Source organism: Desulfocurvus sp. DL1XJH-121, from assembly GCF_054819825.1.
In genome coordinates this window covers 1-25839 of the sequence record NZ_JBTVWW010000024.1, presented here as the reverse complement: position 1 = coordinate 25839, position 25839 = coordinate 1, and the positions used below count along the sequence as shown (strand labels likewise).

The following is a 25839-nucleotide window of genomic DNA, read 5'->3' as shown; positions in this document are numbered from 1 at the left end:
CGAGGCTGACAGTGTTTGATTTTAGTGCAGAGCAATTGGACGAGAAGTGGCCGGAGATCAAGGCCCAGATACTGAAGACCCTGGAAGAGAAGGGCCACGTCACCGATCTGATCAAGCTTTCCCCCGAGGCCTACGACGAACTCTACGCCATGGCCAAGGGCGCTTACGCCAGCGGGGACTACGCCCAGGCCGAGACCATGTTCATGGGCATGGCCATGTTCAAGGCCACGGACCCCAAGGCCTGGCTGGGCTTTGCCGGGGCCTGCGAGTCCCAGAAAAAATGGGACGTCGCGGCCGCCTGCTACGCCATGGTCGTGGGCCAGGTGATCGGTGACCCCGTGGCGCCCTACCGGGCCGGGGTCTGCCTGATGAACCTGGGCCGTGCGGCCGAGGCCCGGCAGATGTTCGAGCTCGCGGCCTCGGCCCGCGAGGACATGCGGAACGACGCCCGCAGGATGCCCTACGTGCAGCGCGCCGAGCACATGCTGGAAGTACTGGGCAACCAGGCCTAGGGCGCCGAGCGCCGAAACCACGACAAAAACCATGGCGGTGAGAGCGATGGAAACGAATCAGGAATTGATGGGCAGGCTGGCCCAGGCCCAGGACGCCCTGGCCCGGGAAGTGGAAAATGACCCCAAGGCCATGGGCGAGGCCAAACAGAGCGCCGAAATGATCTTCTCGCTGGCGCGTTCCGCCTACAGCGTGGGGAACTACCCGCAGGCCGAAAAGCTGTTTTTCGCCATGCTCTTCTTCGCCCCCTCGGACCTGCGCGCCTGGCTGGGCTACGGCGGGGCCTGCGAGTCCCAGGAGAAGTGGCGCGAGGCCCTGGACGGCTACGCCGGGGCCGTGGGCATCGCCCCGGACGATCCCGTGGCCCCCTTCAGGGCCGGGAACTGCTTCATGGCCCTTGGCCTGGCCGAAAACGCCCGGCTGGCCTTCAACCTGGCCGTGGACGCCGGAGACAAGGTCCAGGGCGACCCGGAAAAGGTTCCCTACGCGCGGCGCGCCAAATCAATGCTTACCATGCTCGACAGGGCCTAGCCCCGTGAGGAGGACGATATGAGCTTATCCGTAGACACCAGCCAGCTTGTGGCCCGGTTCACCACCAGCGAGAGCCAGGAGGAGTGGAGCGACCTGGAGAAGGCCCTGACCGAGGCCTTTCCCGGCAAGACCATGACCGAGATCCACGCCGCGGCCACGGCCTACATGCTCCTCAACCCTGACGCCACCTTCGACGAACTGCTCGCGGGGCTGCAGACCGAATTCGCCGTTGAGCTGTCCACGGAGACGGCCGCGCAGATCCGCAGCGAATGGGACGAGTTCAACCAGGCCAGCGACCTGGACCCCTCGGAGCTCCTGGCCGTGCTGGATGAATACGGCGAGGACAGCGTGGATACCAAATCCCAGGCCTGGCTGCTGTATCTCATGCAGTATCTGCAGAAGGTCATCGAGGACGCCACGGCCTCGGACAGCGTCTCCACGCAGAAGGCCGACCGCGTGGGCTACGAGGCCGCCAAGGAGGAGTACGAGAAAAAGGTCGCCGAGGCCCTGGAGTCCAAGAAGGCCTCGGGCATCTTCGGCAAGATCATGAGCTGGGTGGGCGCGGCCATGGCCTGCCTCGGGGCCCTCATCGCGGTGATCGCGGCAACGGCCGCGAGCATCGCCTCGGGCGGCACCGCGGCGGTGCTGGCCTGGGCCGGCGCGGGCATCGCCATCACCCTGGCCATTTCGGCCGTGGTGGGCGCGGCCTCTGACGGGGAGTATTCCATCGCCGGGCTGGTGGCCAAGGGCCTGGAGGCCTGCGGCGTACCCGAGGATGTGGCCGGGTACATCGGCATCGGCGTGGAGGTCGGCCTGGCCATCCTGGGCGCGGTCTGCTCCTTTGGCGCGGGCCTCGCGTCCACGTCCGCCAACGCCGCCAAGAGCGGCGTGGACGTGGCCGTCAAGAGCGCCGAAACCCTTGCCAAGCTGCAGAAACTGTCCAAGGTCCTGAATATCATCAGCTCCCTCGGCCAGATCGGCGTGGGCTTGGCCAGCGGGGCCCAGGCCGGAGTGAACCTCTGGGCCGGCCTCAGCCAGGCCGCCCTGACCGAAGCCCAGGCCCTGATGGACCAGCTCATGGCCATCCTGAAAAGCACCCAGAAGATCAACGCGCAGCTCCTGGAGGTCATTTTCAACGCCATCCGGGGCACGGTCACGGAAGCCACAAACGATTACACGGACACGCTGAACCAGACCGCCCAGATGGACATGGCCTAGGGCCGCAGTCCGGCCGACTATGCAATGCCGGCGCCCTTCGCGGGCGGCCGGGAACAGGAGGAGAAATACATGTCTTTGACCATATCCAATGTCGATGCCATGGTCGCCATGGGGGTGGGCGACTCCAACGAATGGGCCGATGTGGAGAACCAACTGGCGGCCATGTTGCCGGGGGTGGACAGCGATTCGCTGAACAGCGCCATCCGCCAATACGTGGCCGCCAACCCCACGGCCACCCCGGCCGAGGTCCTGGAGGCCGTGGTCACCCAGCTCAATCCCGACATCACCAGCGACGAGGTGGCGGCCCTGCGTTCGGAATGGGAGGAGTTCGCCCAGACCACGAACCTGGCCCCCGCGGATCTGATGGCCATCCTGGGCCCGGAGACGGTTTCCGTCGAAGGCATGTCCGCCCGGGACCTGATGGCCATGGCCCTGTTGATGATCATCGAGGTCCTGGGCGAGGAGGCCGCCAACGAGATGCTGGCCGGCTTCGACGAACGCGACGCCCTTATGGAGCTGGCCCACCAGAAGGCCGACGAGATAACCGCCAAGGCCTGGATATCCTTCGCCTGCTCCATGACCTCGGCCGTCATCAGCGTGGTGGGCGGCGCCGTGAGCCTGGGCATGACCATGAAAAGCACCCCGAGCTCGAAAGCGGACGCGGACGCGCCCGATTCCTTGGGCACGGGCACGGGCACCACCACTCCCACGACCCAGACGCAGAGCCAGCCCCAGGTGGACGCGCCCGACGATCTGGGCCTGGACGACGTGGCGCCCAAGACTACCACTCAGCCGGGCACCACCGTCGACGGCCCCACCACCCAGGTGGACGCGCCCGACGACGCGCCGGACACCCAGGCGCCCAAGACCACGGCTCCGGACACGTCCAGCCAGGGCACGACCCAGCCTTCGGACGCGCCCGACGACGCACCGGACACCCAGGCGCCCAAGAGCCCGACCACCGAGACCAAGGGCTCGACCCAGGGCACGGACGCGCCCGACGACGCTCCGGACACCGACGCGCCCGGGACGACGGACGGCAAGACCCCCGGCTCCGGGGGCACGGACGGCAAGAAGCCCTCCGAGTCGGCTATGGCCAAGGCCACCAAGATCCAAACCCTGGTCATGGCCATGAACCAGTTCACCCAGGGCGCGGCCGGGGTCTTCTCGTCCGGCGGCCAGCTCGGCGCCGGGCTCATGGACGCCCAGATCGCCCTCACCGACGGCGAGATGAGCGTGACCCAGTCCATGCTGAGCCACCACCAGGAGATGCAGAAGCTGGCCGAGGAGGTCATGGCGGCCATGATTGAGGTCTTCAACAGCCTGAAGAACCAGCAATACCAGACCTTTCAACAGATCAGCCGGATTTAGGATAGCGATATGCTGGAACAGTGGATCGACACGGTATGCAGGACGGCGGGCTGGACCCGGCCCGCCGTGGATTCCCGGGGCGTGTTCCGCTTCCGCCTGGAAGGCGGGCGCTATGTGGACGCCTCCTCCGAGGACGGGCGGACCTTGCGCCTGTCCTCGGAACTGGGATCGCTGGCTGGGGGCGGCGCGGACGACCGGCTGATGCAAAAGGCCGCCCTGGCCGCCGTGGCCCGCCTGGGCACGGACACGGGCGTGTTGTCCCTGGACAGGAAACGCGGCGTGTTGTGCTACGACGCGTTCCATCTCCTGGGCGTCATGCGCGCAAGTGATATGCACGTAGTTTTGCAAAGATATTTGGATGAACTGGACTTCTGGTTGGAGTTGTGTAACGCCAGCTAGGCTGGATGTGAAATATCATTTTGGCTTCAATCCACAACGGGGGGTCCGTTGTCCATTTGCGATGAGCATCGTCTGCGTTCGGTTTTTCTGAGCTGCGTGTTTCTCGTGCTCCTGTGTTTCGGTCCGGGCGTCGCCCAGGCCGGGGCCCAGGACTTTTCCGCGAGCGTCCCGGACAGGTACACCCTGCCCATCAGCGAGCGTTTCGACACGCGCTTCAGCCACTACGCGGAGCAGCAGCCCCTGGTGGACGTGCTGGAAACCTTCGCGCGGACCCAGGGCCTGCGCGCGGCCTTCACGCCCCACGTCAAGGGCGAGGTCAGCGGCCGCTTCGACGACATGCAGCCCGACGAGTTCCTGGCCGCCGTGTACTCGGCCTTCGGGGTCGAGTGGTATCTCATGGACGACGTGGTGCACTTCTACGTGCGCCGCGACCTCCAGCGCCGCATGGTCTACCTCACGGCCTGCCAGCCATCCAGGATGCGCGACATCCTCATGGGCGCGGGGCTGCTTTCGCCCCAGCTGCCCTGCGTGGCCGACGATGAGGGCAAGGTGCTGACCTTTTCCGGCCCGGCGGAGTACGCCAACGGCATCGCCACGGCCATCTCCTCCTACGAGGCCTCCTTTCGCAACGACCAGGTGGTCAAGGTCTTCTTCCTCAAGCACGCCTGGGCCGCGGACACGTCCGTGGGCGCAGGGGAAGCCAAGACGTCCATTCCCGGCGTGGCCACCATCCTCTCCCAGATGGTCCTGGACACCCGCCTGGACGACACCCAGCTGGCCGTGGGCACGGGCCAGGGCGCGGCCGTGCGCGAAACCATCCCGCCCCTGCCCGAGGAGCAGTCCCTGTTGCAGGCCGGGGACATGCAGGAGCGCGACTCCGCCCTCAAGCGGCTGCGCCAGAAGGCCAAGGAGCAGATGGACCTGGACCGCCGCGTGGAAGCCCCCATGAACACCGAGGCCAAAGCCCTGCCGGGCGCGGCCCAGAACATGCTGGAGCCCAAGATCTTGGCCGACTCGCGCAGCAACGCGGTCATCGTGCGCGACTCGGCCTTCCGCATGCCGTATTACGAGAAGACCATCGAGGAGCTGGACAAGCCCCTGCAACTGGTCGAGCTGCACGCAGCCATCGTGGACGTGAACGTGGACTACACGCGCTCCCTGGGGGTGCAGTGGGGCGGCAAGGGCGGCACCGACCGCAGCTCCACCGGGGCGGGCGGCAACATGGACTCCCCCGTTCCGGGCCTGGGGAGTTTGCCCGCGTCCCTCACCGGCTCGGGCCTGACCCTGTCCACGGTCTACAGCTACGGCGCGGACTATTTCATGGCCCAGATGGAGGCCCTGGAGTCCAAGGGCAAGGGCCGGGTGCTGGGCGAACCCTCGGTGCTGACCATCGACAACACCAGCGCGCGCCTGGAGTCCACCACCACCTTCTACGTGCGCATCGTGGGCGAGAAGGTCGTGGACCTCCAGGAGGTCAGCTCGGGCACGATCCTGCAGGTCACCCCGCACATCATCTACTACGACGACAAGCCCTCGCAGATAAAGCTGGCCGTGACCATCGAGGACGGCAAGGAGCCCTCCACGGGCGACACGGACAGCGACATCCCGGCCACCACCACCAAGACCGTCATCGACACCCAGGGCATCGTGGGCGCGGGCCAGAGCCTGCTCATCGGCGGCTACTTCTACGAGCAGGTCAGCGACAACGAGAGCGGCGTCCCGGTGCTGATGGACGTCCCGGTCCTGGGCCACCTGTTCAAGACCAAGACCAAGACCATTTCGCGCATGGAGCGGCTGATCCTGCTCTCGCCCAGGCTGTTGACCCTGGACGGCCCCTCCAACGTGCCCGAGAACATCGACCAGCTCGGGTTCTCCGCCAAGCCCACGGACACGGCCTACACGGTGCCCGAGACCTACACCGAGATCCCCAGGGTCACGGGCGGCGGCTGCACGCGGGCCTCCGGGACCTCCGAGTCCTCGGCCGACGGCAGGGGGGAGCGGTAATGCCCGACTCCGCGCAGATCATCCTCAAGTTCTTCTCCGGGCCGCACATGGGCGCGGAGATCCCCCTCAAGGCCGGGGACGTGGTCGTGGGCCGCGGCGAGAGCTGCGACGTGATCCTGCACGACAGCACCGTGGCCGCGCAGCACGTGCTCCTGGCCGTGCCCGGGGAGCTTGGCGATCCGGCGGCGCTCAAGCTGCGCACCATGGACGCCCAGGCAGCCCTGATCCGGCCCCTGGACGGCGGGGAAGGGGAGGACGCCCCGGCGGCCGAGGAGGGCGAGGATGGGCTGTATCCCTTCCAGGGCGAGATCGACTGGCCCGCGGCCACCCCCGTGATGCTGGGCACCACCTGCATGGCCTGGCAGTTGGAGGGCCTGTCCTGGGGCGACATCGGCCCGGCGGCTTTCCTGGAGGAGTCGCGGCCCGGGGAGGCGGCCCCGGAAGAGGCTGCGGACGAGGCTTCCCGGGAGCCCTGGACCCTGCCCCCGGCCGTGCGCCGCTACGGCAAGCTGCTGCTGGCCCTGGCGGTTGTGCTGTTGTTGACCATTACCTTTTCCGGCGGCCCGGACACGCACCTGGCCGAGGACATGGCCGACGTCCTGGACGACGCGGGCTTCGGCTACCTGCAGGTGACCCAGACCAGCATCGGCGTCACCGTGCAGGGCGTGGTGCCCATGCAGGCCGACCGCCAGAAGCTCTGGCAGCTGGCCGGGACCATGGACTTCCCGGTGTTCGTGGACGTCAAGGTGCGCGAGGAGCGGGCCCAGGCCGTGCGCGTGGCCCTGGCCGTGCGCGGGCTGTTCCCCACCGTGGCCCTGGACGGCCAAGCCGTGGTGCTCACGGGCTATTTCCGCGACAAGCTCATCGAGGGCGCGGCCAAGATATGGATATCCGAGGACATCCGCCACATTTCCGAGATCCGTTCCTCCATGGTCTACGCGGCCCAGGTCTGGCCGCTGTTCCGCGACGCCCTGGTGCGCCACAAGCTGGGCGACCTGGTGGTGGTGCGCATGCATCCCGGCGTGGTGGAGGTGGAGGGCGACCTGGACTTCGATCAGCGCGAGGAGCTGGAAAAGGCCAAGAAGGAGGTCTGTGACGCCCTGGGCTCGCCCATCGCCTTCTGGGACAGCCTCACGGCCCCGGGCTTCTCGCCGGAGTGGAACGCCAGTATCAACTCCAGCCGCCGTTCGGCCTTCGCGCCCGACGCCGGGCTGGCGCAGCTTTTCAAGGACGCGCAGGACACCAAGGGCCTTACGGCCCTGTCCGACGCCCCGGCCCTGAAGGCCGGAGCGGGCCCTTCGGACATCTCCAAGGTCAGCCCCCTGGCCCCGCAGCGGGCCGTGGACGAGGGCGTCATCACCCTGTCCGGGGACGAGCCCGTGCTGGACAACCCCTTGGGAGGCACGGTGGCCCTGCTGAACGAGAGCGGGCAGAGCGACGAGGAGTTGATGAAGCATCCGCCCCTGGCCGTGATCCTGGACGAGGACGGCAACCCGGTGCTGGACAAGGACGGCAAGTCCCTGGTGGTGGAGCCCCTGCGCGGCAAGGACGGCGAGATCCTGCGCGACGCCCAGGGCAGGCCCCTGTATCCCGTGGTGGCCCGCGACGAGAACGGCGAGATCATCCGCGACGCCCAGGGCAATCCCGTGCTCCTGGCGCCGGGCGGGGACGGGCGGCTGCCCGTTGTGGCCCGCGACGCGGAGGGCCGTGTGGTGAGCGACGAACAGGGCAACCCCGTGGTGGTTCCGTCCGACGAGGACGGCGAGGCCCCGCGCATCATGACGCGCGCCGACGGCACGCCCGCGCGCGACGAACAGGGCCGCCTCATCCGCCTGCCCGACGCCAACGATGTTCCCGGCGCCGCCAGCGGCGCTGGCGAAACCGGGGCCGGAGAGGGCGAAAACAGCTCGGATTTCCGGCGTTTCGGTTCTGGCACGGGCTTTGCTGATGCCACGGGCAAGAAGGCGAAGCCGGAGGACCTTCTGGGCGGGTTGAACGTCGTCGGCGTGACCATGGAACCCGTCCCCTTCATCTCCATGAAGGACGGGCAGAGGTTCTTCACCGGCGGCAAGCTTCCCAGCGGCTGGATCATTCGGGAGATCACCACCGAAAAGCTGGTCCTGGAAAAAGACGGCAAACTGGCCACAAGATATTTCCAAAGGAGGTAGGACATGGCCGAAGCAATCAAGGAATTCGCCCTGGACATGCTCACTGACGACGGTTCCGCCATGGGGCGGGGCAAGCTTCAGGAGGAACTCGTGGGCATGCAGGGAACCCTCAAGCGCAAGCTGGACGCCGGGGTCTCCCCGGCCGAGGCCGCGCGAATCAAGACCTTGGCCCAGGCCGTGGACGCCGCCCGCAGGGTGGTGGACGGAGTCTGGGACCAGAAGAACGCCTAGCCCCTGGCCGCGGCGCAACCGAAAAACGAAAATTTTCAACCACAGTACGGAGGAAGACCATGGCTGTCACCGCCAACGTGAAGATCAACAAGATGTTCGATGACATGACCACCCAGCTGTCTCAGGCCGCCAACTCGGTCAAGGATAAGATCGACAAGGCCATCAAGGCCGGTGACCTGGACCCCATGAAGATGCTGCAGGTGCAGTTCCAGATGGGCAACTACAACGCCCTGGTGGAGGCCGCGTCCTCGGTGACCAAGGGCCTGACCGACACGGCCAAGACCCTGGCCCAGCGCGCCGGCGGCTGATGATCCGGGAATCCTTTTCGCCGGGGTGGCGGGGCTTGGGCCCCCGCCTCGGCCGAACCACATAAAGAGGCAACACACATGCTTGATATCATTGAATGCAAGCGCCTGCTGGACATCGCCTTCACGGCCTGCCAGGAGGGCTTTCCCGGAGAGGCCAGGGAGATCCTGGACGGGCTGGAGCTGGCCCTGCCCGACAGCCCCGAGGTCCGGATCTGCCGGGCCATGAGCCACTATGTGGTCAACGAGTTCGACGCGGCCCACGTGATCCTGGGCGACGTGCTGGCGGCCGATCCCGGCAACGAGATCGCCCTGGCGCACCTGGGCGTGCTCTACAAGCTCGCCCATCAGCCCGACGAGGCCCGCAAGCAGTTCGAGCTCGTCCTGGTCGAGGGCACGGATCCCCAGGCCCGGGCCCTGTCCCAGGCCATGCTCGACGAGGCCATGTAACCAGCGAGGCTAGGGTTATGGACATCTCCTCTTTGACGCGCGCGGCATCCCGGATGGCCGAGGCCGCCGACACGGCGAAGGCTGCGGAAGCCGGGGGCATACCCAAGCCCCAGGTCCCCGCCGACCCCGTGGCCGAGGCGGAGTTCAAGGAGGCCATGCGGGGGCCCGAGGCCGTGGGCGACGCGGCCGACGTCTCCGGAGTCCGCCCCGAGGGCCAGGTCCTGCCCGAGGACCGGGTGCGCCCCGACGCCCCGGTGGACGCCGCCCGACGCGCGGAGGGCCGCGACGCCCATTCCGCCGTGGAGAGCGTCTACGCGGACATCGTGGACACGCTGACCCGGGGCGGCCACTTGTCCCCCCATGACCTGTACCGCGTGCAGGTCCTGGCCAGCATGGCCTCGGTGGACGTGCAGCGGAACACCTCGGCCGTACAGTCCATGGACCAGGGCCTGAAGACCCTGCTCAAGGACTCCGGCTGATCCACTTCATCGGGAACGCCCGCAGGGACGCCCGCGGGCCGTTCCTCTTTTGTCTAGGAAGTGAACGTGAACCAACATTCCGGAATCAGGCGAATTTTGCGGTTGCTCAGTCTGCTGCTCATCGTCTTGCTGCTCACCGGGTGCATGCAGAATCTCTACGAGGGACTCCAGGAACGCGAGGCCAACGAGGTCCTGTCCGCGCTGCTCAAGCGCGGCATCCTGGCGGACAAGCAGTCCGAGGGCAAGGGTCTGTTCACCGTGCGCGTGGACCAGGCCCAGGTGGTCAATTCCCTGGAGATCCTGCGCCGCCAGGGGCTGCCCAAGGACTCCTTCGACAACCTGGGCTCCATGTTCCCCAAGGAAGGCATGATGTCGTCCCCCACCGAGGAGACGGCCCGCATGAGCTTCGCCCTGGCCCAGGAGCTGGCCGACACCTGCTCCCAGATCGACGGCGTGCTCACGGCGCGGGTGCACGTGGTGCTGCAGGAGCAGGACCCCGTGACCGAGGCGTTGACCCCGGCCTCGGCTGCGACCTTCATCCGCTTCATGCCCGGGTCCTCGGTGGAGCAGTACGTGCCCCACATCCGTAAGCTCATGGCCAACTCCGTGCCCAACCTGAAGTACGATAACGCCTCGGTGTTCCTGTACCCGGCGGCCGAGACCATCATCATGCCGCCGCCGCCCGAATACAGGCGGCTCATGGGCGTGGACATCGCGCCGTACGCGTCCGGGAACTTCATCGTCTGGATGCTGGCGGTGCTGGGCGCGGGCCTGTTCCTGGGCTTCGGCGGCTACTGGTGCAAGGAGCAGTGGGCCAGGCGCAAGGCCGCCGCCGAGCAGGCCGAAGAGGAAGACGATGCCTGACGCGGCTTCCGCCACTGCGGGCCGTCCTGCGCCCCCGGGCCTGTCGCGCGGGTTCTTCCGCGACCTGGCCTCGGAGCGCGGCGCGCTGCTCGCGGCCGTTTTGCGTTTCAACGCGGGGCTCGGCCCCGAGGGCGGGGGCAACGGCGTGCCCCCGGCCGCGTTGGAAATCATGGCCTCCTCCCCCCGGGGCCGCCAGAGCCGCATCCGTCTGGAGCGCGAGCCCGGCGGCTTCTGGAATTTCGAGGAGGAGTCCACGCGCCTGGCGCTGCTCGAGCCCGAGACCCTGGAGTCCCTGGCCCTGCATTTCGGCGCGGCGGTCAACGCCCGCTCCATCGCGGGCGTGGTGGCCCGTGAGGAACGGGCGCGCCTCGTGGAGGGCCTGGGCGGAGAGCTGGTGGACTACGCCCTGGGACGCGGGGCCTTCCACCTGGGCGAGACGCGCGAGCATTTCCTGGGCCGCCACCTGGACAGGCCCCTGGCCGAGCGCGTGCGCCTGCACGGGGCCGAGGCCCTGGGCATCTGCGCGGGGCGCTGGCCCGCAGATCTGGTCCGGGAGGCCGGGCGGCGCTTCCCCGGGTTGTTCGCGGCTCCCGCCCGGTCCGGCCGCGACCACAAGCTGGAGCGTCTGGTCTGGTTCGGCCTCAAGAAGCTCCTGACCAAGGAGGTAGCTCTCCAATGGGCGCCATGTTTCAACTGAAAAAACAGGCTTTCGAGCCCGCTCCCGGGACCAAGGTCATCAAGGCCGAGGACTTCGCGCGCATGGTGGAGGCCAACGATCTCCTGGAAGAGGCCCGCAAGCTGCACGAGAAGATGGTGGCCGAGGCCCACGAGATCTACGAGTCCCAGAAGAGCAGGGGCTACGAGGAGGGCCTGGAGGAGGGCCGCATGGAGCATGCGGCCAAGGTCTTCGAGGTCGCTTCCAAGTCTTTGGACTTCTTCGAGAAACTGGAGAAGTCCGTGGTGCGCATCGTGTCCGATTCTCTGGAGAAGGTCCTGGGCGAACTGGACCAGGACGAGCTCATCCTGCGCGTGGTCAAGAGCGGGCTGGCCATCGCCCGCAACGAGCGCAGGGTGGTGGTGCGCGTCTGCCCGGAGCAGCACGAGACCGTGGAGGCCGCCACCTCCGAACTGCTGCGCCATTTCGCGGCCATCCGCCTGTTGGACGTGGTGGCGGACCCGCGCCTGAAAATGGGCGATTGCCTGGTGGAGAGCGAGATGGGCGTGGTGGACGCCGGCCTGGACACGCAGATGGCCGCGCTGAAGCGGGTCATGGAAAACAGGATCGCGAGGTAGGGCCGCATGTCTTCGTCCTTCGACTACATCACCACGCTTCTGGAGCAGTCCATGGCCGACGTGACCACCGTGGAGGTGCGCGGCCGCGTGGAGCAGGTGGTGGGCACCATCATCCGGGCCACGGTGCCCGGGGTCAAGGTGGGCGAGCTGTGCATCCTGCGCAACCCCTGGGAGGACTGGGAGCTCAAGGCCGAGGTGGTGGGCTTCGCCAAGCAGGTGGCCCTGCTCACGCCCCTGGGCGAGCTGCAGGGCATCTCCCCGGCCACGGAGGTCATCCCCACCGGGGAGATCCATTCCGTGCCCGTGGGCAACGATCTCCTGGGACGGGTCTTGAACGGCCTGGGCGAGCCCATCGACGGCGGGCCGCCGCTTCGGCCGCGCGGGTTCTTCCCGGTGTACGCCGACCCGCCCAACCCCATGGACCGCAAGATCATCGACAGGCCCATCTCCCTGGGCCTGCGGGTCCTGGACGGCATGCTGACCTGCGGCGAGGGCCAGCGCATGGGCATCTTCGCCGCCGCGGGCGGCGGCAAGAGCACGCTCTTGTCGTGCATCATCAAGGGCACGGACGCCGACGTCTGCGTGCTGGCGCTCATCGGCGAGCGCGGCCGCGAGGTGCGCGAATTCCTGGAGCACGACCTGGGCCCCGAGGGCATGAAGCGCGCCGTGGTGGTGGTCTCCACCTCGGACCGCTCGTCCATGGAGCGCTTGAAGGCGGCCTACGTGGCCACGGCCATCGCCGAATATTTCCGCTCCCAGGGCAAGCGCGTGCTGATGCTCATGGACTCCGTGACCCGCTTCGGCCGCGCCCTGCGCGAGATCGGCCTGGCCGCTGGAGAGCCGCCCACGCGGCGCGGGTTCCCGCCCTCGGTGTTCTCCTCCCTGCCCAAGCTCATGGAGCGGGCCGGGAACTCGGACAAGGGCTCCATCACCGCCCTGTACACCGTGCTGGTGGAGGGCGACGACATGACCGAGCCCATCGCCGACGAGACGCGCTCCATCCTGGACGGGCACATCGTGCTCTCGCGCAAGCTGGCCGCCGCCAACCACTATCCGGCCATCGACGTGCAGGCCAGCGTGAGCCGCGTGATGAACAGCATCGTCTCCAAGGAGCACAAGGACGCGGCCCAGCGGGTGCGCCAGGTGCTGGCCAAGTACAGCGAGCTGGAGATCCTGGTGCAGATCGGCGAGTACGAGAAGGGCTCGGACAAGGACGCCGACGACGCCCTGGCGCGCATCGACGCGGTGAACCGCTTCCTGCGCCAGGGGCTGGATGAGCGCAGTTCCTTCGAGGAGACCGTCAAGGCCCTGGAGGACGTGGTCAGGTGATCTATCCCCTGCACATCCTGCTGCACGTGCGCGGCCTGAGGCAGGACAAGGCCCTGCGCAACCTGACCAGGGCCGAGCGCGACCTGGCCGAGGCCAGAAAGGCCCTGGCCAAGGCCCGCCAGCGGCACCGGGACTACCTGGACTGGCTGGCCGAGGAGGAGGAGCGCCGCTACGCCTCCATCATGCGCACGGACATGAGCCTGGAGGACGTGGAGGATTTCAAGCTCGGCCTGTGCTCCATCCGGGGCATGGAGGCCGGGCACCTGGAGCGCATCCTGCGCGCGGAAAAGGACGTCGAGGACCGCGAGGAGGATTGCCGCGCGGCCAAGGCCCTGCTCCTGGAGGCGCAGCGCGCGACCATGAAGATCGAGACGCACAAGGCGCGTTGGATGGAGCTGGCCCGCAAGGAGGCCGAGCGCCTGGAAGAAGTGGAGCTGGAGGATTTCATCCCCCAGGACCGGGAGCAGATGGCCGTGTAGCCCCCCGGGGCGCGCGGGCCGAAAGGCGAGGACACGGAAGAGGACATGGGCGACGGCATCAAACCCGTGGGCGACGGGCCCCTGGTCAACGCGGCCCCCGGGACCCCGGCCACGGCGGACCCGGCGGACGTGCACGCCATGCGCGCGGCCATGTCCGAGACGCCCACGGCCCCGAGCCTGTCCAGCCTGTTCTCCAGCCAGGGCGCGGCCGCCGGGGACGCCGTGCGGGCCGCGGACCGCGACGCGCCGGACAGGGATTCCCGGGACCGGGAGCCCACGGACGAGGACGTGGCGGCCGAGGTGGCCGAGCGGGTCCTGGTCACGGACAGGGACTATTCCGACGACGAGGAAGTGCGAATTTATTTGAAGAATTCTGTTCTCGTGGACACGGAGGTGCATCTGCGCCGCGTCGCCTCGGGCCTGGAGGTCCGCGTGCAGACCGGGGACCGGGGTTCGTATGCGATCCTCTCCGGGGCCAAGGACTCCCTGGCCCGGCGGTTGGAGAGCTGCTGCGACGGGCAGGTCCGCCTGGACATCGTGTTCATGGGATCCGAGGAATAGGGGGAAGAAGTGGAAGCAGTGGAACCCGTTGCCTATACCCCCCCGGTGCTGAGTCCCGGGGAATTGCGCCTGCACAACGCCCTGGCCGGGCGCGACGCGGGCTTCGGCCTGGCCGTGGGCGGGCGCTCTTGGCGAGTGGAGCCCCGGCCGGGCGCGGCGGACTGCGGCCTGCCCGCCGTGCTGGGCGTGCGCGTGGGCGCGACCCTCTGGCGCATCTGCCTGGCCGCCACCCAGGACCTCTACGAGGCCCTGGACATCCCCGACGACATCGACCGGGGGTCCCTGCCCGAGGCCGTGCTCTGGGGCATCGCCGAGGCCCGGCTGGAGAACGTGCTGCGGGCCCTGGAGGCCCTCACGGGCGAGAGCGCGCAGTTCACGTCCCCGGACGAGAGCCCGGGCACGCCGTGCGGCTGCCTGGAGTTCAGCCTCGCTTCCCCGGAGGGCGGGGCCATCCGGGGCTGGGCCCACGTGCCCCTGGACGCCAGGACCCTGGAGGCCCTGGAACGGGTCCTGGCCAAGCGTCCGCGCCTCAGCCACGGCCTGGGCGTCGTGCCCCTTGAGTTCTGCTTGGAGGCGGGCGGGATGTCCCTGGCCCTGTCCAAGCTGCGCAGGCTGGAACCCGGCGACGTGCTGCTGCCCGAGGCCTGGCACCCCTCGGCCGGGTTCGTGTATCTTTCCGCCCCGCCGTTGCGGGTGCGGGTCCCGTGGCCGGACACCGGCAGCGGAATGTGGTCCATCGTCAAGGAGAGCGAGTCGAGCATGAGCGAAGCGAAGAACGAGGCGACGGCGGCCGCGCAGGCCCCGGACGCGGCGCAGGCCAAGGAGGCCAGCCCCCTGCAGGGAATCAAGGGCGGGCTGGGCGGCATCGAGGTGGACGTGGTCTTCGAGATCGGCCGCCTGCGCCTGAACGTGGAGGACCTGGAGACCCTGGGTGAGGGCCGGACCCTGCCCCTGCCCCAGTCCCTGGGGCCCCATGTGCCCGTGACCATCCTGGGCAACGGGCGCAAGCTGGGCACCGGACGCATCGTCAACGTGGGCGAGACCCTGGGCGTGCAGGTCACGGCCCTGGAAGGGCGCGAGTAGTGGCAGACCGTTGAAAAGCAGCGATCTGCCGCGTTGCTTCGTGAAATGCAACCCCTCGCGTAGCGAAAGCGCGGGGAGTACGCGTCGGGCCTGCATTTCCATCGCGCCTTGCATCTCACTACTTTTGGACGGCCTGCGGGAAATAAGCTTTTAACAATCTGCTAGGGCGGAGCATGGACAATTTCAATCCCATTACGCTGATATTCGTCATGGTGGTCATCGGCATCGCGCCCTTCGCCATCATGATGATCACCTCCTACGTGAAGATCGTGGTGGTGGTTTCGCTGGTGCGTAACGCCCTGGGCGTACAGCAGATTCCCCCGGCCGCGGTGCTCAACGGGCTGGCCATCGTGCTCAGCGTGTTCATCATGGCGCCCACGGCGTTACAGACCAAGGACCTCCTGGCCGAGCAGACCGTGCCGTCCAACGCGACGCCCTCGCAGCTCATGGAGGTGGTGGCCAACTCCTCGGGGCCGGTGCAGTCCTTCCTGTTCCGCAACACGGAGAAGCGCATCCGCACCCTGTTCGTGCGCACGGCGCGCCAGGTCTGGCCCGAGGACCGGCAGGGGGAGATCAGGGAGGACAATTTCCTGATCCTCATCCCGTCCTTCACCATCTCGGAGCTGACCAAGGCCTTCCAGATAGGGTTCTTGCTGTACCTGCCCTTCGTGGCCATCGACCTGATCATTTCCAACATTTTGCTGGCCATGGGCATGATGATGGTCTCGCCCATGACCATTTCCCTGCCCTTCAAGCTTCTGCTGTTCGTGACCTTGGACGGCTGGCTGAAGATCTGCCAGGGGCTGCTTTTGAGCTACATGTAGGGGGACGCATGCACATCGACGCCATTCTGGACACCCTCTCGGCGCGTTCGGGCGCGGACCTCTCCCTGAACGGGGAGGGGGCCTGCCGTCTGGTGTTCGACGAGAACGTGGCCGTGACCATCGAGGCCGACGAGATGGACGACACGGTGTATCTGTACACCTCGTTTCCCCTGCCCCCCGGGGACAGAGAGGCCCTGTACGCGCGGATGCTCCGGGCCAACCTCTTCGGCTTCGAGGCCGGGGGCGGGGCCTTCGCCCTGGACGAGGGGCGCGGCGAGGTGGTCCTGAACCGGGTCCTGCACGTGGGCGGCATGGACGCGGAACTCTTCGCGGGCATTGTGGAGCGTTTCGTGGAGGCCGCCGAGAACTGGCAGCGGCGGCAGGACGAAGTCCGGGGCGAAGTCCGGGGCGAGGCGGCGGGCGGCGCGCGGGAGCGCGTCGAGGCCGGGCCGGGCTTCATCAGGGCCTAGGCCCGGGCACCATTCCGGGGAGAAGGCGACATGGGTATGGACGGGATAGGATCGGTCAATCCGCAGCCCCTTGCCGGGGCCGTTTCCGGCGCGCGGCAGGCCCGGGGGGCGGAACTCGACCCCAGGGCCAGGGAGCTGTTCGGCGGCCGCAGCGTACGCGGCGAGGACGCGGGCTCGCCCCTACGCAGCTCGGGGTACCGGCCGGGGATCTCCCTGCGCGAAAAGGCGACCCATTTCGGGCACCGGGTGCTGCGCACGGTGGCCGGCTGGTTCTCCAAGGGCTCGGCCAAGGTGGCCCGGGCCAGGGCGGACCACGCCCAGTACCTTTCCAAGTCCATGAAGGCGCTCCAGAACGGGGAACTGGACAGGTTCCGTTTCTATTTCGGCAAGCTGCGCACCGAGGGCGGCCCGGCCCTGTCCCGGGGCGTGGAGAACAAGGACCTCATGGGAGAGTCCCTGCGCGCCCTGATCAAGGACGAGGGCTACGGCGACGACGATGTCATGGCCCTGGCCCGCAAGGTGGACCAGTTCGGGCAGCCCTTCCGGTACGACGACATGCCCGACGCGGGCGAGGACTACGCCCTGCTGCAAACGCTGGCCAAGGGCATGATGCGCGAGGGGGCCAAGGAGACCGTGGGCCTGGAAGGCCTGTCCCCGGACAAGGCCGTGGCCCCGCCCGACGTGGTCTCCGGCAAGGGCGAGGACCGTCAGGCGTCGCTGTTCACACGCCTGGGCTCAGCCCTGGGCGCGCTGGCCAAGGGCCGGTCGCCCGAGGCCCTGCTCGGCCCCGGCCGCGAGAAGATCGAGGCTCTGGACCAGGCCATCCGCGAGGACTGCGAGGAACTGGGCCTGCTCCAGGACGAGGTCCTGGACAGTGTGGTCAAAGGCCTGGGCAAGCTCGAAGCCCTGGGCCACGGCTTGCGTCCCGAGGCCCAGCGCGAGAAGCTGGACGCCATCCTCGGCGAGGTGCGCGAGTCCCTGGGCAAGGCCATCGGGCACGTCACCCGGACCATGCACCAGCGCGTCAGCGCCCTGGCCACGAACGCGCCCGTGCTCACCGGGGACAACGCCACCCAGGACCGCTTCGCCTCGGTCATGGCCCTGGGCAAGCGGGTCATCGGCAACCTCACGGCCCGCTACGAGGCCCTGGCCCGCGCGGCCGAGGTCCTGGAGCGCCGGAGCGTGGTCCGCCACGCGCTTTTCGAACTGCAGTCCGCCCTGAACTTCGCCGAGCGGAAGGACCGCCTCGGCGTCGAGGACCTGGAGTCCCTGGGCCGGGTGGTGGAGCTGGTGGAAGCCATGGCCGAGGAGGGCTTCAAGCCGGATGCCATGTCCAGGGAGGACCTGGACGCCAACCTGGAGCTGCTGGACGGCCTGCTGGAAAAGCTTTCGTCCAGGCTGCCCTCGTTCATGGACGTGGGCGGCAGGCTCGGCGACGTGCGGAGCATCCTGGCCGAGGCCCGGGAGGCCAAGTCGGACCTGCCCGCCTGGGCCAAGGACTTCGGGCGCGACGCCGATTTCATGCGCGAGAGCCTGACCAGGAGCATGGACCTCTACCTGCACACCTCGGCCGTGCGCAACGCCAGGACCCTGACCTCGGCGCGCGGGCTGCTCAGCGAGCGCTTCAACCAGGCCGTGTACCAGTTCCTGCGCGTGCAGCAGAAGGGCGACTCCGCGGCGACGGCCGAGGCCCGCCGGACCCTGAACGACCATTTCACCGGTCTGGCCCTGAGCGTGAGCACGGCCCTCGTGGAGGCCGGGCTGCGCGGGGGCTCGGAGAGCGAGATCGCCAACCTCACGGCCATTCTGGACACGGCCAAGAGCCTCTACGAAATGACCCTGGGGGAGCGGGACTACATGCCCAGGTTCATCAGGGGGGACGCGCCCCTTCTGGCCCTGGACGTGGCCCGGGAGTTCGCCCAGGCCCGCAGTGCGAGGAGCAAGGATTTCGGCCCCAGCATCGGCAACCTGCTCACGGCCTTCCAGGGCGTGGTGGCCTCCAGGCGCGAGGGGGCCTGGTGGGTGCTGTTCGAGCAGCTGGAGCACTGTGTGGAGCGGGGCAAGTTCGGCGAGGGCAAGGGCCAGTATCCCTTTTCCCTTGAAAGTTCATTGCAGGCCTTTGCGGGCGAGTGGCGTCGGACCGTCAACATGGGCCGGTCCGACGGGACCCTCACGGGCATCGAGGGCGCCCTGCAGGGCGCGGGGGTGGACTCCAAGCTCACGGTGCACGACGCGCGCCTGGATTTCGGCGGCTCCCTGAAACTCCTGGTGAACCGCGACCAGCGCTTCAAGAGCGGCGTGCAGGGCATGAAGTGGGTCACCCTGCCCAGGCCCGAAGGGGCTACGCCCAAGGCCTACAGGGGCCTGGACATCAGGGAGGGCCACGGCTCCGACCGCGTGGGATACGCCTTCAAGAACGAGGCGAATCGCCTGAAGCCCCTGTCCAGGCTCACGGTGGACCAGTACCAGGCCCTGTTCGAGCGGTTGCGCCAGGATATCAGGAAATGACCGGGGCGTAGAGGAATAAAGATATGGATATCAGCCAGATACAAAATATGATGCAACAGGCCCCCACGGCCCTGCAACAGAACGTGCCCAAGGGCGCGCTCATGGGGCAGACCGTGGCCAGGGCCGATCCCATGTCCCTCGTCGCCGACGCGGCCGAGGAGGCCACCTTCGCCAAGTCCGAGCGCGACGAGACGCGCCTGGAGGAGCGCAAGATGCGCCCCCTGTCCCCGAACACGGACCGCGTGGACCAGATCCGCAAGTTCATGGAACTCATGGACAAGCAGGGCAAAAACAAGGCGCTGGAAGCCTTCATCGCCGCCCTGCGCAACACGCCGGACCTGGACGCGCGCAAGGCCCTGGAGAGGGCCAAGGAGCATTTCTCCGATTCCGCGGACATCTACGCGGCCCTGTACCACGCCGGCGAGGAGCTGGGCCCGGAGGAGCTGTTCCACGAGGCCATGGCCCAGCTGGAGGACGAGCGGGGCATGGACGTCTCGGCTCGCCTGGTGGCCGGGGCCAAGGCCCTGGAATACGGGGAGCTGGGCTCTCCCGACGACCTCAAGAACCTCTACGCCGGAGCCGTGCTGGACGCCTCCTCGCCCATGGAGGTCTTCGAGCGCGTGATGACGGACTTCGGGGACAAGCGTTTCGACGAGGCCCTGGACTTCCTCACGCGCACCCTGGGCGATTCCATGGCCGCCACCACCTCGCAGACGGACAAGGCTTTTCTGGAGAGCGTGGCCGGGGACCTGGAGTCCGTGCGCCTGCTGCGCGGGCTGAACAACAGCTCCAAGGGTCTGCTGGCGCGGCTGAAGAGCGCCCACGGCATCGAGCCCAGGCTTTCGGCCACGCAGCTGACCCAGGAGCTGCTCAAGCTCCGGGACACGCAGTTCGTGGGGGGCTTCGACATCGAGAACCTCGCGGACAAGCTGGGCGTCGCGGGTCTGGAGCACCGCATCCTGTTCTGCCAGGACCTGAGCGTCATGGCCCGGGGCCTCCCGGAGACCCTGTTCCCCGACTCGGGCGGGCGGCTGGGCATCATCGACGCCGTGCAGATGGCCCTGGACGACGCCATCCAGCAGGAGAGCGAACTGTATGAAGACGACTAGGCCTCGGAGGAAGGGGTGATGCATATTCGTACGGCTGTTGACGAGCTGGGCAGGCAACTGGGCCTGGCCGGGCTGGAACTGGACACCAACGGCCTGTGCACCCTGAACGTGGGCGAGAGCGGCGCGCTGTTCCTGGAGCGGCGCGACGACGCGCTCCTGGTCAGCCTGGCCCGCAGGACCGAGGGCCACGTGCCCAGCGTCCTGGCCCAGGGCCTGTCCCTCTGCCACCCGGATTCGGAGCCCCGCTTCGGCCTGCGCGTGGGCCTGCTCCGGGAGAACGTGCTGGTGGCCATGACCAGGCTGGAAAAGCACCACCTGGGCGCGGGACACCTGACCCAGGCCGTGCCGTATCTTTTTGAAACATTGGACAAGATGGGAGCATAACGGACCGCCATGTCTGGAAAGATCAATCTCTTCACCCCCAGCATCGGCATCAGCGGCGTGGCCACGCCGCGCCAGGACAAGCTGTCGCTGAAAAAGCAGGGCAGGGTCTCCCCGGCCCTGACCACCTCCCGTTCCAGGGACGATTTGAGCGTCTACGACGGCGACAACCTGGACAGCATGCTGGACGACTACCTACGCGTCACCCCCGAGGATCCGGACACGGCCAGCCCCGAACAGTTCGGCCAGGCCGTGCAGGACGGGCTCCAGGGGCTCTTCGACGCCACGGGCGATCCCGTGCTCGGCGAGATGCTCAAGGACTTCACCGACAACAACGACCTGCTGCGCATGTACTGCTCGCTGGTGCTGGGGGGATGATGCTGACCGTATCCCAGCGCGACGCGCTGTTCATGCTGAGCTATCTCTACACCCGCATCGGCGACAGGCGGCGGGCCGGGGCCATCCTTAGCGCCGTGGCCCGGACCTGCCCGGAAGAGCAGCGCACCAGCAAGTACCTGGCGGCCATCGCCATCCTCGACGAGGACTACGCCAAGGCCCTCAGGCTGATCGAGCCCTACACCAACGGCGCCGTGCTGGAGAGCCGGGACGCGCCGCTTCTGCTCATGAAGGCCAAGGCCCTGTGGCAGGAGGGCCGCGAGGCCGAGAGCCGGAACACCATCGACGAATACCTCTACCTGGTGGGAGCGCAGAAATGAGCTTTGCCCGTACTGCGCAACGCGCGGTCGATTTCCTGACCAGCCACAACGACCTGACCATGGCCGCATTCCTGGTGGCCATCATCGGGCTGATGATCATCCCCATGCCCACGCCCCTGGTGGATACGCTGCTGGGGCTGAACATGGGCATCTCCTTCATCGTGCTCATGATGTCCATGTACGTGGGCACGGCCCTGGACTTTTCCGTGTTCCCCACGGTGCTCTTGTTCACCACCCTGTTCCGCCTGTCCCTGAACATCACCACCACCCGCCTGATCCTCCTGCAGGCCGACGCCGGGCAGATCATCGACACCTTCGGCAACTTCGTGGTGGCGGGCAATTTCGTGGTGGGAGCGGTGATCTTTTTGATCATCACCATCGTGCAGTTCCTGGTCATCGCCAAGGGCTCCGAGCGCGTGGCCGAGGTGGGCGCGCGCTTCACCCTGGACGCCATGCCCGGCAAGCAGATGAGCATCGACGCAGACCTGCGCGCCGGGGCCATCGACCAGTCCGAGGCCCAGCGCCGCCGCGACCGCGTGACCTCCGAGAGCCAGCTCTACGGGGCCATGGACGGCGCCATGAAGTTCGTCAAGGGCGACAGCATCGCGGGCATGATCATCACGGTGATCAACATTGTGGGCGGCATCGTCATCGGCATCACCCAGATGGACATGAGCGCGGGCGAGGCGCTCAAGACCTACGGCATCCTGACCATCGGCGACGGCCTGGTGTCCCAGATCCCCTCGCTGCTCATCTCCATCGGCGCGGGCATCCTCATCACCCGCACCTCCGACGACGACGTGGAGCACCTGGGCGGCCAGGTGGGCGAACAGATCTTCGATCAGCCCAAGGCCCTGCTCATCGCGGGCGGCCTGCTGTTCCTGGCGGCCTTGATCCCCGGGTTCCCCAAGCCGCAGATGATGGTCCTGGCCCTGTGCATCAGCGGCATCGGCTTCGTCATCGGCCGCATCAACCGCGCGCCCGTGGCCATCGACCAGGGCCAGGAGCTGCAGAAGACCCTGGCCCCCACGGTGTCGCCCAAGAAGCGCAAGCAGCGCCAGGTGCGCGACGAGTTCGCGCCCACGGTGCCCCTGCTCCTGGACGTGGCCGCGGACCTGGGTTCGTCCCTGCGCTTCGACGCGCTGAACGACGAGATCATCACCCTGCGCCGGGTGCTGTACTACGACCTGGGCGTGCCCTTCCCGGGCATCACCATCCGGCCCAGCGAGACCATGCCCTCGTTCACCTACACCCTGCTTTTGCACGAGATTCCCATGACTCAGGGCAAGCTCTTGCCCGGCAAGGTCATCGCCCGCGAGAGCGAGAAGACCCTGCAGATGCTGGGCGTGGAGGTGGAGCGGGGCGACGACTTCCTGCCCGAGGTGCCCTCGGTGTGGGTGCCGGAATCCGCCGTGCCCAAGCTGGAGCAGGCCGGGTTCTCCACCATGAGCCATTCGCGCATCCTGACCTACCACGCCTCGGTGGTCCTGGCGCGCAACGCCTCGGAGTTCCTGGGCCTGCAGGAGACCAAGTACCTCATGGACAAGATGGAGGAGCAGTTCCCCGAGCTGGTGCGCGAGGCCTCGCGCCTGCTGCCCGTGCAGAAGACCGGCGAGGTGCTCCAGCGCCTGGTGCAGGAGAACGTGTCCATCCGCAACCTGCGGGCCATCTTCGAGTCCATCGTGGAGTGGGCGCCCAAGGAAAAGGACATCGTCCAGCTCACGGAATACGTGCGCGCGGCGCTGCGAAGGCAGATCAGCTACAAGTACACCGGCGGCACCAACCTTCTGGCCGTGGTGCTCCTGGACCCGGCCGTGGAGGAGGAGGTGCGCAAGTCCATCCGCCAGACGTCGGCCGGAGCCTTCCTGGCCCTGGAGCCGGACAAGGCCAGGAAGATCCTGGCCGGGCTCAAGGAGACCGTGGGCGACTACCGCAAGCGCAAGCAGCTGCCCGTGATCCTGGCCTCCATGGACATCCGCCGCTACATCCGCAAGCTGGTGGAAAAGGAATTCTACGACCTGGCCGTGGTCTCGTACCAGGAACTGACCCCCGAGGTCTCCGTGCACCCCATCGGCCGCATCAGGTTCTAGGAGCGTTCCATGGATCAAGAAGCACTCACCTATACGTCCCGGGCCCTGTATCTGGTGCTCATGCTCTCCCTGCCGCCCATCATCGTGGGCTCTGTGGTCGGCCTGCTCTTAAGCCTGATCCAGGCCGTGACCCAGCTCCAGGAGCAGACCCTGAGCTTCGGGGTCAAGCTCATCGCCGTGGCCCTGACCATCCTGGCCATGGCCGGGTATTTCGGGGGCGAGCTGTTGGCCTACGGCAACGAGATCTTCACCAACTTCAACTCCATCATCCGCTAGGAACGGGGCGTGAACCAGCTGGGACAGTATCTGAGCGGCATGGGCGTCGAGCACCTGCTGGCCGCCGTGACCCTGGGGCTGCCGCGCATCACGGCCCTGTTCACCGTGGTCCCGTTCCTGGGCGGGGGCATCGTCACCGGGCCCCTGCGCATGGCCGTGGCCCTGCCCCTGGCCCTGTTCCTGTATCCGGTGCTGCCGACCTTCGAGCAGCTGTCCGTGGGGCTCGGGAGCAGCGAGACCGTGCTGCTCATCGTGGGCCTGATGGCCAAGGAGATATTCGTGGGCCTGGCCCTGGGCTGGCTGGTGGGCATCATGTTCTGGGCCGTGGAATCGGCCGGGTTCTTCATCGACAACCAGCGCGGCGGGTCCTCGGCCCAGATGAGCGACCCCCTGTCCGTGGACCAGACCTCGCCCACGGGTTCGCTGCTGTTCCAGAGCATGGTCTTTCTGTTCTACAGCGGGGGCGGGTTCCTGGGCTTCCTGTCCATGGTCATGTCCAGCTACCTGCTCTGGCCCGTGGGCCAGGCGCTGCCGTGGCCCACGGGGCAGGCCTTCCCCCTGCTGTTCGTGGGCGCGCTGGGCAAGCTGTTTTTGTATGTGGTGCTCCTGGCCGCGCCCATCGTCATCGTCTGCTTCCTCTCGGATTTCTGCCTGGGACTCATCAACCGTTTCGCCCAGCAGCTCAACGTGTTCGTGCTCTCCATGGGCGTGAAGAGCGCCATCACGGCCTTTCTGCTCTTCCTGTACTTCTTTCCCCTGTGCTACATCCTGCTGGAGGTCATGGCCGACATCCCCAAGATGCACATGATCCTCAACAAGGCCTTTGAGCTGCCGCTCTCGTTGGCGGGACCCGCAGGTTAGGGGAGGGGGGCCATGAGCGAAAAGACAGAACAGCCAACTTCAAAAAAGCTGCGCGACGCGCGCAACGACGGCCAGGTAGCCAAGAGCCAGGAGATCCCGGCCCTGGGCACCACGGCCGCGCTGTTCGCCGTGCTCTTCGGTCTGTGGGGCTATTTCTTCGGGGTGCTGGAGGACCTCTTCCGCATCCCCGTGGAGGTCATGAACCGGCCCTTCGACGAGATCTTCTATCCCACGCTCATGGCCGTCTTGGTGGACATGGCCAAGATCGTGCTGCCCATTGTTGTCCTGGTCATGACCCTGGGGCTGATCTTCAACATGGTCCAGGTGGGCGTGCTGGTCACGCCCAAGGCCCTGATCCCCAAGCTCAGCAACCTGAGCCCCAAGAACTGGTTCAAGAAGGTCTTCTCCATCAAGGGCCTGGTGGAGTTCCTGAAGAGCGTCATCAAGGTCCTGGCCATCGGCATTTCCATCTGGGTCACGGTCAAGGAATCCCTGACCCGGCTGCAGTCCATCCCCAGGGTGGGCCTGGACGGGGTCTACACGGCCGTGGGTTCGCTGCTTTGGGACATCGCCGTGGCCGTGGTGGCGGTGATGGTGGTCATCGCGGCGCTGGACTACCTGTTCCAGCGCTGGCAGCATACCAAGCAGTTGATGATGTCCAAGGACGAGGTCAAACGGGAGTACAAGGAGATGGAAGGCAACGCGGAGGTCAAGAGCATGCGCAAGCAGCTGCACCAGGAGCTCCTCAGCAGCGGGGCCGCGGCCAGCACGCGCAAGGCCTCGGTGCTCATCACCAACCCCACGCGCCTGGCCATCGCCCTGTACTACGAGGACGGGGAGACGCCCCTGCCCATCGTGCTGGCCAAGGGCGAGGGCCCCGTGGCCCAGCGTATGGTCCAGGCCGCCAAGGAGGAGAACATCCCCATCATGCAAAATGTTCCCCTGGCCAGGAACCTGTTCGCCGACGCGCAGGAGAGCGCGTACATTCCCGGGTATCTGGTCAAGCCCGTGGCGGAGGTGCTGCGCTGGGCGCAGTCGTTGAAGGAGGAGCGGGAGGACGATTAGGGGAAGGGCGCGTTGTTTTTAGAGTGGGAACCCTCGCGTACTGGTGTAGGCGGGGGTTCGTGTTTTTTTGGGGAGGGGGAGGGGAAGAGTCGTGGCGCAAAACCATTTGTTCCCTCCCGCCCTCCCTCCGCGTTCCCTCGCGGGTAGGGCGTTGGTTTGTCGGGAATGATGGGGGAGGTGACGCGGACGCGCCCCGGGCGGGTACGGGGGGCTTCGCTTTTCTGATTACCATCACAGCCGCTGCGCCCCCCGCACCCGCCCGGG

At 67.3% G+C, this 25839-nt stretch carries 29 protein-coding genes; all 29 read left to right on the top strand.

Annotated elements, in window-relative coordinates; all coding sequences use genetic code 11:
• The first annotated feature begins 35 nt into the window (after window positions 1-35).
• The 29 genes from ACYYG1_RS14560 to sctU all read left to right on the top strand — a co-directional run bounded on the left by ACYYG1_RS14560 (window position 36) and on the right by sctU (window position 25575).
• Window positions 36-512, top strand: a complete 477-nt coding sequence (locus ACYYG1_RS14560) for a hypothetical protein (RefSeq protein ID WP_461211060.1) — start codon at window positions 36-38, stop codon at window positions 510-512.
• Window positions 513-558: 46 nt separating this feature from the next.
• Window positions 559-1041, top strand: coding sequence for a tetratricopeptide repeat protein (locus tag ACYYG1_RS14555; protein ID WP_461211059.1), 483 nt, complete (start codon window positions 559-561; stop codon window positions 1039-1041).
• An 18-nt stretch (window positions 1042-1059) separates the two neighbouring features.
• Window positions 1060-2259 carry a hypothetical protein gene (locus ACYYG1_RS14550; RefSeq protein WP_461211058.1) on the top strand — a complete coding sequence of 400 codons (1200 nt, stop codon included), beginning with the start codon at window positions 1060-1062 and terminating at the stop codon, window positions 2257-2259.
• A 69-nt stretch (window positions 2260-2328) separates the two neighbouring features.
• Entirely contained in the window at window positions 2329-3630 is a 1302-nt protein-coding gene (locus tag ACYYG1_RS14545; protein ID WP_461211057.1) for a hypothetical protein, read from the top strand.
• A gap of 9 nt (window positions 3631-3639) precedes the next feature.
• On the top strand, window positions 3640-4029 hold the full coding sequence (locus ACYYG1_RS14540; RefSeq protein ID WP_461211056.1) for a type III secretion system chaperone: 390 nt from the start codon (window positions 3640-3642) through the stop codon (window positions 4027-4029).
• A 48-nt stretch (window positions 4030-4077) separates the two neighbouring features.
• On the top strand, window positions 4078-6033 hold the full coding sequence (gene sctC / locus ACYYG1_RS14535; RefSeq protein WP_461211055.1) for a type III secretion system outer membrane ring subunit SctC: 1956 nt from the start codon (window positions 4078-4080) through the stop codon (window positions 6031-6033).
• Complete coding sequence (gene sctD, locus ACYYG1_RS14530) at window positions 6033-8201, top strand: type III secretion system inner membrane ring subunit SctD (protein ID WP_461211054.1); 2169 nt, start codon at window positions 6033-6035, stop codon at window positions 8199-8201. The genes sctC and sctD overlap by 1 nt, the downstream gene beginning before the upstream one ends.
• A gap of 3 nt (window positions 8202-8204) precedes the next feature.
• Window positions 8205-8432, top strand: a complete 228-nt coding sequence (locus tag ACYYG1_RS14525) for a hypothetical protein (RefSeq protein ID WP_461211053.1) — start codon at window positions 8205-8207, stop codon at window positions 8430-8432.
• A gap of 59 nt (window positions 8433-8491) precedes the next feature.
• Window positions 8492-8740: an EscF/YscF/HrpA family type III secretion system needle major subunit gene (locus ACYYG1_RS14520; protein WP_461211052.1), complete on the top strand. Its 249-nt coding sequence runs from the start codon at window positions 8492-8494 to the stop codon at window positions 8738-8740.
• A 78-nt stretch (window positions 8741-8818) separates the two neighbouring features.
• Entirely contained in the window at window positions 8819-9187 is a 369-nt protein-coding gene (locus tag ACYYG1_RS14515) for a tetratricopeptide repeat protein (RefSeq protein ID WP_461211051.1), read from the top strand.
• A gap of 17 nt (window positions 9188-9204) precedes the next feature.
• Window positions 9205-9666, top strand: a complete 462-nt coding sequence (locus tag ACYYG1_RS14510; RefSeq protein ID WP_461211050.1) for a hypothetical protein — start codon at window positions 9205-9207, stop codon at window positions 9664-9666.
• 66 nt (window positions 9667-9732) lie between these two features.
• Window positions 9733-10530, top strand: a complete 798-nt coding sequence (sctJ, locus tag ACYYG1_RS14505; RefSeq protein ID WP_461211049.1) for a type III secretion system inner membrane ring lipoprotein SctJ — start codon at window positions 9733-9735, stop codon at window positions 10528-10530.
• The gene (locus ACYYG1_RS14500) at window positions 10523-11227 is read left to right on the top strand and encodes a hypothetical protein (RefSeq protein ID WP_461211048.1); all 705 of its coding nucleotides are present in this window, start codon (window positions 10523-10525) and stop codon (window positions 11225-11227) included. The genes sctJ and ACYYG1_RS14500 overlap by 8 nt, the downstream gene beginning before the upstream one ends.
• Window positions 11206-11823, top strand: coding sequence for an HrpE/YscL family type III secretion apparatus protein (locus ACYYG1_RS14495; protein ID WP_461211047.1), 618 nt, complete (start codon window positions 11206-11208; stop codon window positions 11821-11823). Before ACYYG1_RS14500 ends, ACYYG1_RS14495 begins: the two co-directional genes overlap by 22 nt.
• 6 nt (window positions 11824-11829) lie before the next feature.
• Complete coding sequence (sctN, locus tag ACYYG1_RS14490) at window positions 11830-13152, top strand: type III secretion system ATPase SctN (RefSeq protein ID WP_461211046.1); 1323 nt, start codon at window positions 11830-11832, stop codon at window positions 13150-13152.
• On the top strand, window positions 13149-13631 hold the full coding sequence (gene sctO / locus ACYYG1_RS14485; protein ID WP_461211045.1) for a type III secretion system stalk subunit SctO: 483 nt from the start codon (window positions 13149-13151) through the stop codon (window positions 13629-13631). The genes sctN and sctO overlap by 4 nt, the downstream gene beginning before the upstream one ends.
• 45 nt (window positions 13632-13676) lie before the next feature.
• Complete coding sequence (locus ACYYG1_RS14480) at window positions 13677-14192, top strand: type III secretion HpaP family protein (protein ID WP_461211044.1); 516 nt, start codon at window positions 13677-13679, stop codon at window positions 14190-14192.
• A 9-nt stretch (window positions 14193-14201) separates the two neighbouring features.
• The gene (gene sctQ, locus ACYYG1_RS14475; protein ID WP_461211043.1) at window positions 14202-15275 is read left to right on the top strand and encodes a type III secretion system cytoplasmic ring protein SctQ; all 1074 of its coding nucleotides are present in this window, start codon (window positions 14202-14204) and stop codon (window positions 15273-15275) included.
• 173 nt (window positions 15276-15448) lie between these two features.
• On the top strand, window positions 15449-16099 hold the full coding sequence (sctR, locus tag ACYYG1_RS14470; protein ID WP_461211042.1) for a type III secretion system export apparatus subunit SctR: 651 nt from the start codon (window positions 15449-15451) through the stop codon (window positions 16097-16099).
• Window positions 16100-16107: 8 nt separating this feature from the next.
• Window positions 16108-16569 carry a type III secretion system chaperone gene (locus tag ACYYG1_RS14465; protein ID WP_461211041.1) on the top strand — a complete coding sequence of 154 codons (462 nt, stop codon included), beginning with the start codon at window positions 16108-16110 and terminating at the stop codon, window positions 16567-16569.
• Between the two features lie 30 nt (window positions 16570-16599).
• Entirely contained in the window at window positions 16600-19077 is a 2478-nt protein-coding gene (locus tag ACYYG1_RS14460) for a hypothetical protein (protein ID WP_461211040.1), read from the top strand.
• Window positions 19078-19124: 47 nt separating this feature from the next.
• Window positions 19125-20186, top strand: a complete 1062-nt coding sequence (gene sctW, locus ACYYG1_RS14455; protein ID WP_461211039.1) for a type III secretion system gatekeeper subunit SctW — start codon at window positions 19125-19127, stop codon at window positions 20184-20186.
• A gap of 18 nt (window positions 20187-20204) precedes the next feature.
• The gene (locus ACYYG1_RS14450) at window positions 20205-20570 is read left to right on the top strand and encodes a CesT family type III secretion system chaperone (RefSeq protein WP_461211038.1); all 366 of its coding nucleotides are present in this window, start codon (window positions 20205-20207) and stop codon (window positions 20568-20570) included.
• Between the two features lie 9 nt (window positions 20571-20579).
• Window positions 20580-20945: a type III secretion apparatus assembly protein SctX gene (sctX, locus tag ACYYG1_RS14445; RefSeq protein ID WP_461211037.1), complete on the top strand. Its 366-nt coding sequence runs from the start codon at window positions 20580-20582 to the stop codon at window positions 20943-20945.
• Complete coding sequence (gene sctY, locus ACYYG1_RS14440) at window positions 20942-21283, top strand: type III secretion apparatus assembly chaperone SctY (protein WP_461211036.1); 342 nt, start codon at window positions 20942-20944, stop codon at window positions 21281-21283. Before sctX ends, sctY begins: the two co-directional genes overlap by 4 nt.
• Entirely contained in the window at window positions 21280-23373 is a 2094-nt protein-coding gene (sctV, locus tag ACYYG1_RS14435; RefSeq protein ID WP_461211035.1) for a type III secretion system export apparatus subunit SctV, read from the top strand. The genes sctY and sctV overlap by 4 nt, the downstream gene beginning before the upstream one ends.
• 9 nt (window positions 23374-23382) lie before the next feature.
• Window positions 23383-23649, top strand: a complete 267-nt coding sequence (gene sctS, locus ACYYG1_RS14430) for a type III secretion system export apparatus subunit SctS (protein WP_461211034.1) — start codon at window positions 23383-23385, stop codon at window positions 23647-23649.
• Between the two features lie 9 nt (window positions 23650-23658).
• Window positions 23659-24510: a type III secretion system export apparatus subunit SctT gene (sctT, locus tag ACYYG1_RS14425; RefSeq protein ID WP_461211033.1), complete on the top strand. Its 852-nt coding sequence runs from the start codon at window positions 23659-23661 to the stop codon at window positions 24508-24510.
• Window positions 24511-24522: 12 nt separating this feature from the next.
• Window positions 24523-25575, top strand: coding sequence for a type III secretion system export apparatus subunit SctU (sctU, locus tag ACYYG1_RS14420; protein ID WP_461211032.1), 1053 nt, complete (start codon window positions 24523-24525; stop codon window positions 25573-25575).
• The last annotated feature ends 264 nt before the right edge of the window (window positions 25576-25839 follow it).

Excerpts from the sequence above, each read along its gene's own strand:
- ACYYG1_RS14540 (WP_461211056.1), top strand. The coding sequence starts at position 3,640 with ATGCTGGAACAGTGGATCGACACGGTATGCAGGACGGCGGGCTGGACC.
- sctW (WP_461211039.1), top strand. The coding sequence starts at position 19,125 with ATGATGCAACAGGCCCCCACGGCCCTGCAACAGAACGTGCCCAAGGGC.
- ACYYG1_RS14545 (WP_461211057.1), top strand. The coding sequence starts at position 2,329 with ATGTCTTTGACCATATCCAATGTCGATGCCATGGTCGCCATGGGGGTG.
- sctD (WP_461211054.1), top strand. The coding sequence starts at position 6,033 with ATGCCCGACTCCGCGCAGATCATCCTCAAGTTCTTCTCCGGGCCGCAC.
- ACYYG1_RS14550 (WP_461211058.1), top strand. The coding sequence starts at position 1,060 with ATGAGCTTATCCGTAGACACCAGCCAGCTTGTGGCCCGGTTCACCACC.
- ACYYG1_RS14555 (WP_461211059.1), top strand. The coding sequence starts at position 559 with ATGGAAACGAATCAGGAATTGATGGGCAGGCTGGCCCAGGCCCAGGAC.
- sctY (WP_461211036.1), top strand. The coding sequence starts at position 20,942 with ATGATGCTGACCGTATCCCAGCGCGACGCGCTGTTCATGCTGAGCTAT.
- ACYYG1_RS14450 (WP_461211038.1), top strand. The coding sequence starts at position 20,205 with ATGCATATTCGTACGGCTGTTGACGAGCTGGGCAGGCAACTGGGCCTG.
- ACYYG1_RS14520 (WP_461211052.1), top strand. The coding sequence starts at position 8,492 with ATGGCTGTCACCGCCAACGTGAAGATCAACAAGATGTTCGATGACATG.
- sctX (WP_461211037.1), top strand. The coding sequence starts at position 20,580 with ATGTCTGGAAAGATCAATCTCTTCACCCCCAGCATCGGCATCAGCGGC.
- sctN (WP_461211046.1), top strand. The coding sequence starts at position 11,830 with ATGTCTTCGTCCTTCGACTACATCACCACGCTTCTGGAGCAGTCCATG.
- ACYYG1_RS14515 (WP_461211051.1), top strand. The coding sequence starts at position 8,819 with ATGCTTGATATCATTGAATGCAAGCGCCTGCTGGACATCGCCTTCACG.
- ACYYG1_RS14465 (WP_461211041.1), top strand. The coding sequence starts at position 16,108 with ATGCACATCGACGCCATTCTGGACACCCTCTCGGCGCGTTCGGGCGCG.
- ACYYG1_RS14480 (WP_461211044.1), top strand. The coding sequence starts at position 13,677 with ATGGGCGACGGCATCAAACCCGTGGGCGACGGGCCCCTGGTCAACGCG.
- sctR (WP_461211042.1), top strand. The coding sequence starts at position 15,449 with ATGGACAATTTCAATCCCATTACGCTGATATTCGTCATGGTGGTCATC.
- sctS (WP_461211034.1), top strand. The coding sequence starts at position 23,383 with ATGGATCAAGAAGCACTCACCTATACGTCCCGGGCCCTGTATCTGGTG.
- ACYYG1_RS14495 (WP_461211047.1), top strand. The coding sequence starts at position 11,206 with ATGGGCGCCATGTTTCAACTGAAAAAACAGGCTTTCGAGCCCGCTCCC.
- ACYYG1_RS14460 (WP_461211040.1), top strand. The coding sequence starts at position 16,600 with ATGGGTATGGACGGGATAGGATCGGTCAATCCGCAGCCCCTTGCCGGG.
- sctV (WP_461211035.1), top strand. The coding sequence starts at position 21,280 with ATGAGCTTTGCCCGTACTGCGCAACGCGCGGTCGATTTCCTGACCAGC.
- ACYYG1_RS14510 (WP_461211050.1), top strand. The coding sequence starts at position 9,205 with ATGGACATCTCCTCTTTGACGCGCGCGGCATCCCGGATGGCCGAGGCC.
- sctU (WP_461211032.1), top strand. The coding sequence starts at position 24,523 with ATGAGCGAAAAGACAGAACAGCCAACTTCAAAAAAGCTGCGCGACGCG.
- ACYYG1_RS14525 (WP_461211053.1), top strand. The coding sequence starts at position 8,205 with ATGGCCGAAGCAATCAAGGAATTCGCCCTGGACATGCTCACTGACGAC.
- ACYYG1_RS14500 (WP_461211048.1), top strand. The coding sequence starts at position 10,523 with ATGCCTGACGCGGCTTCCGCCACTGCGGGCCGTCCTGCGCCCCCGGGC.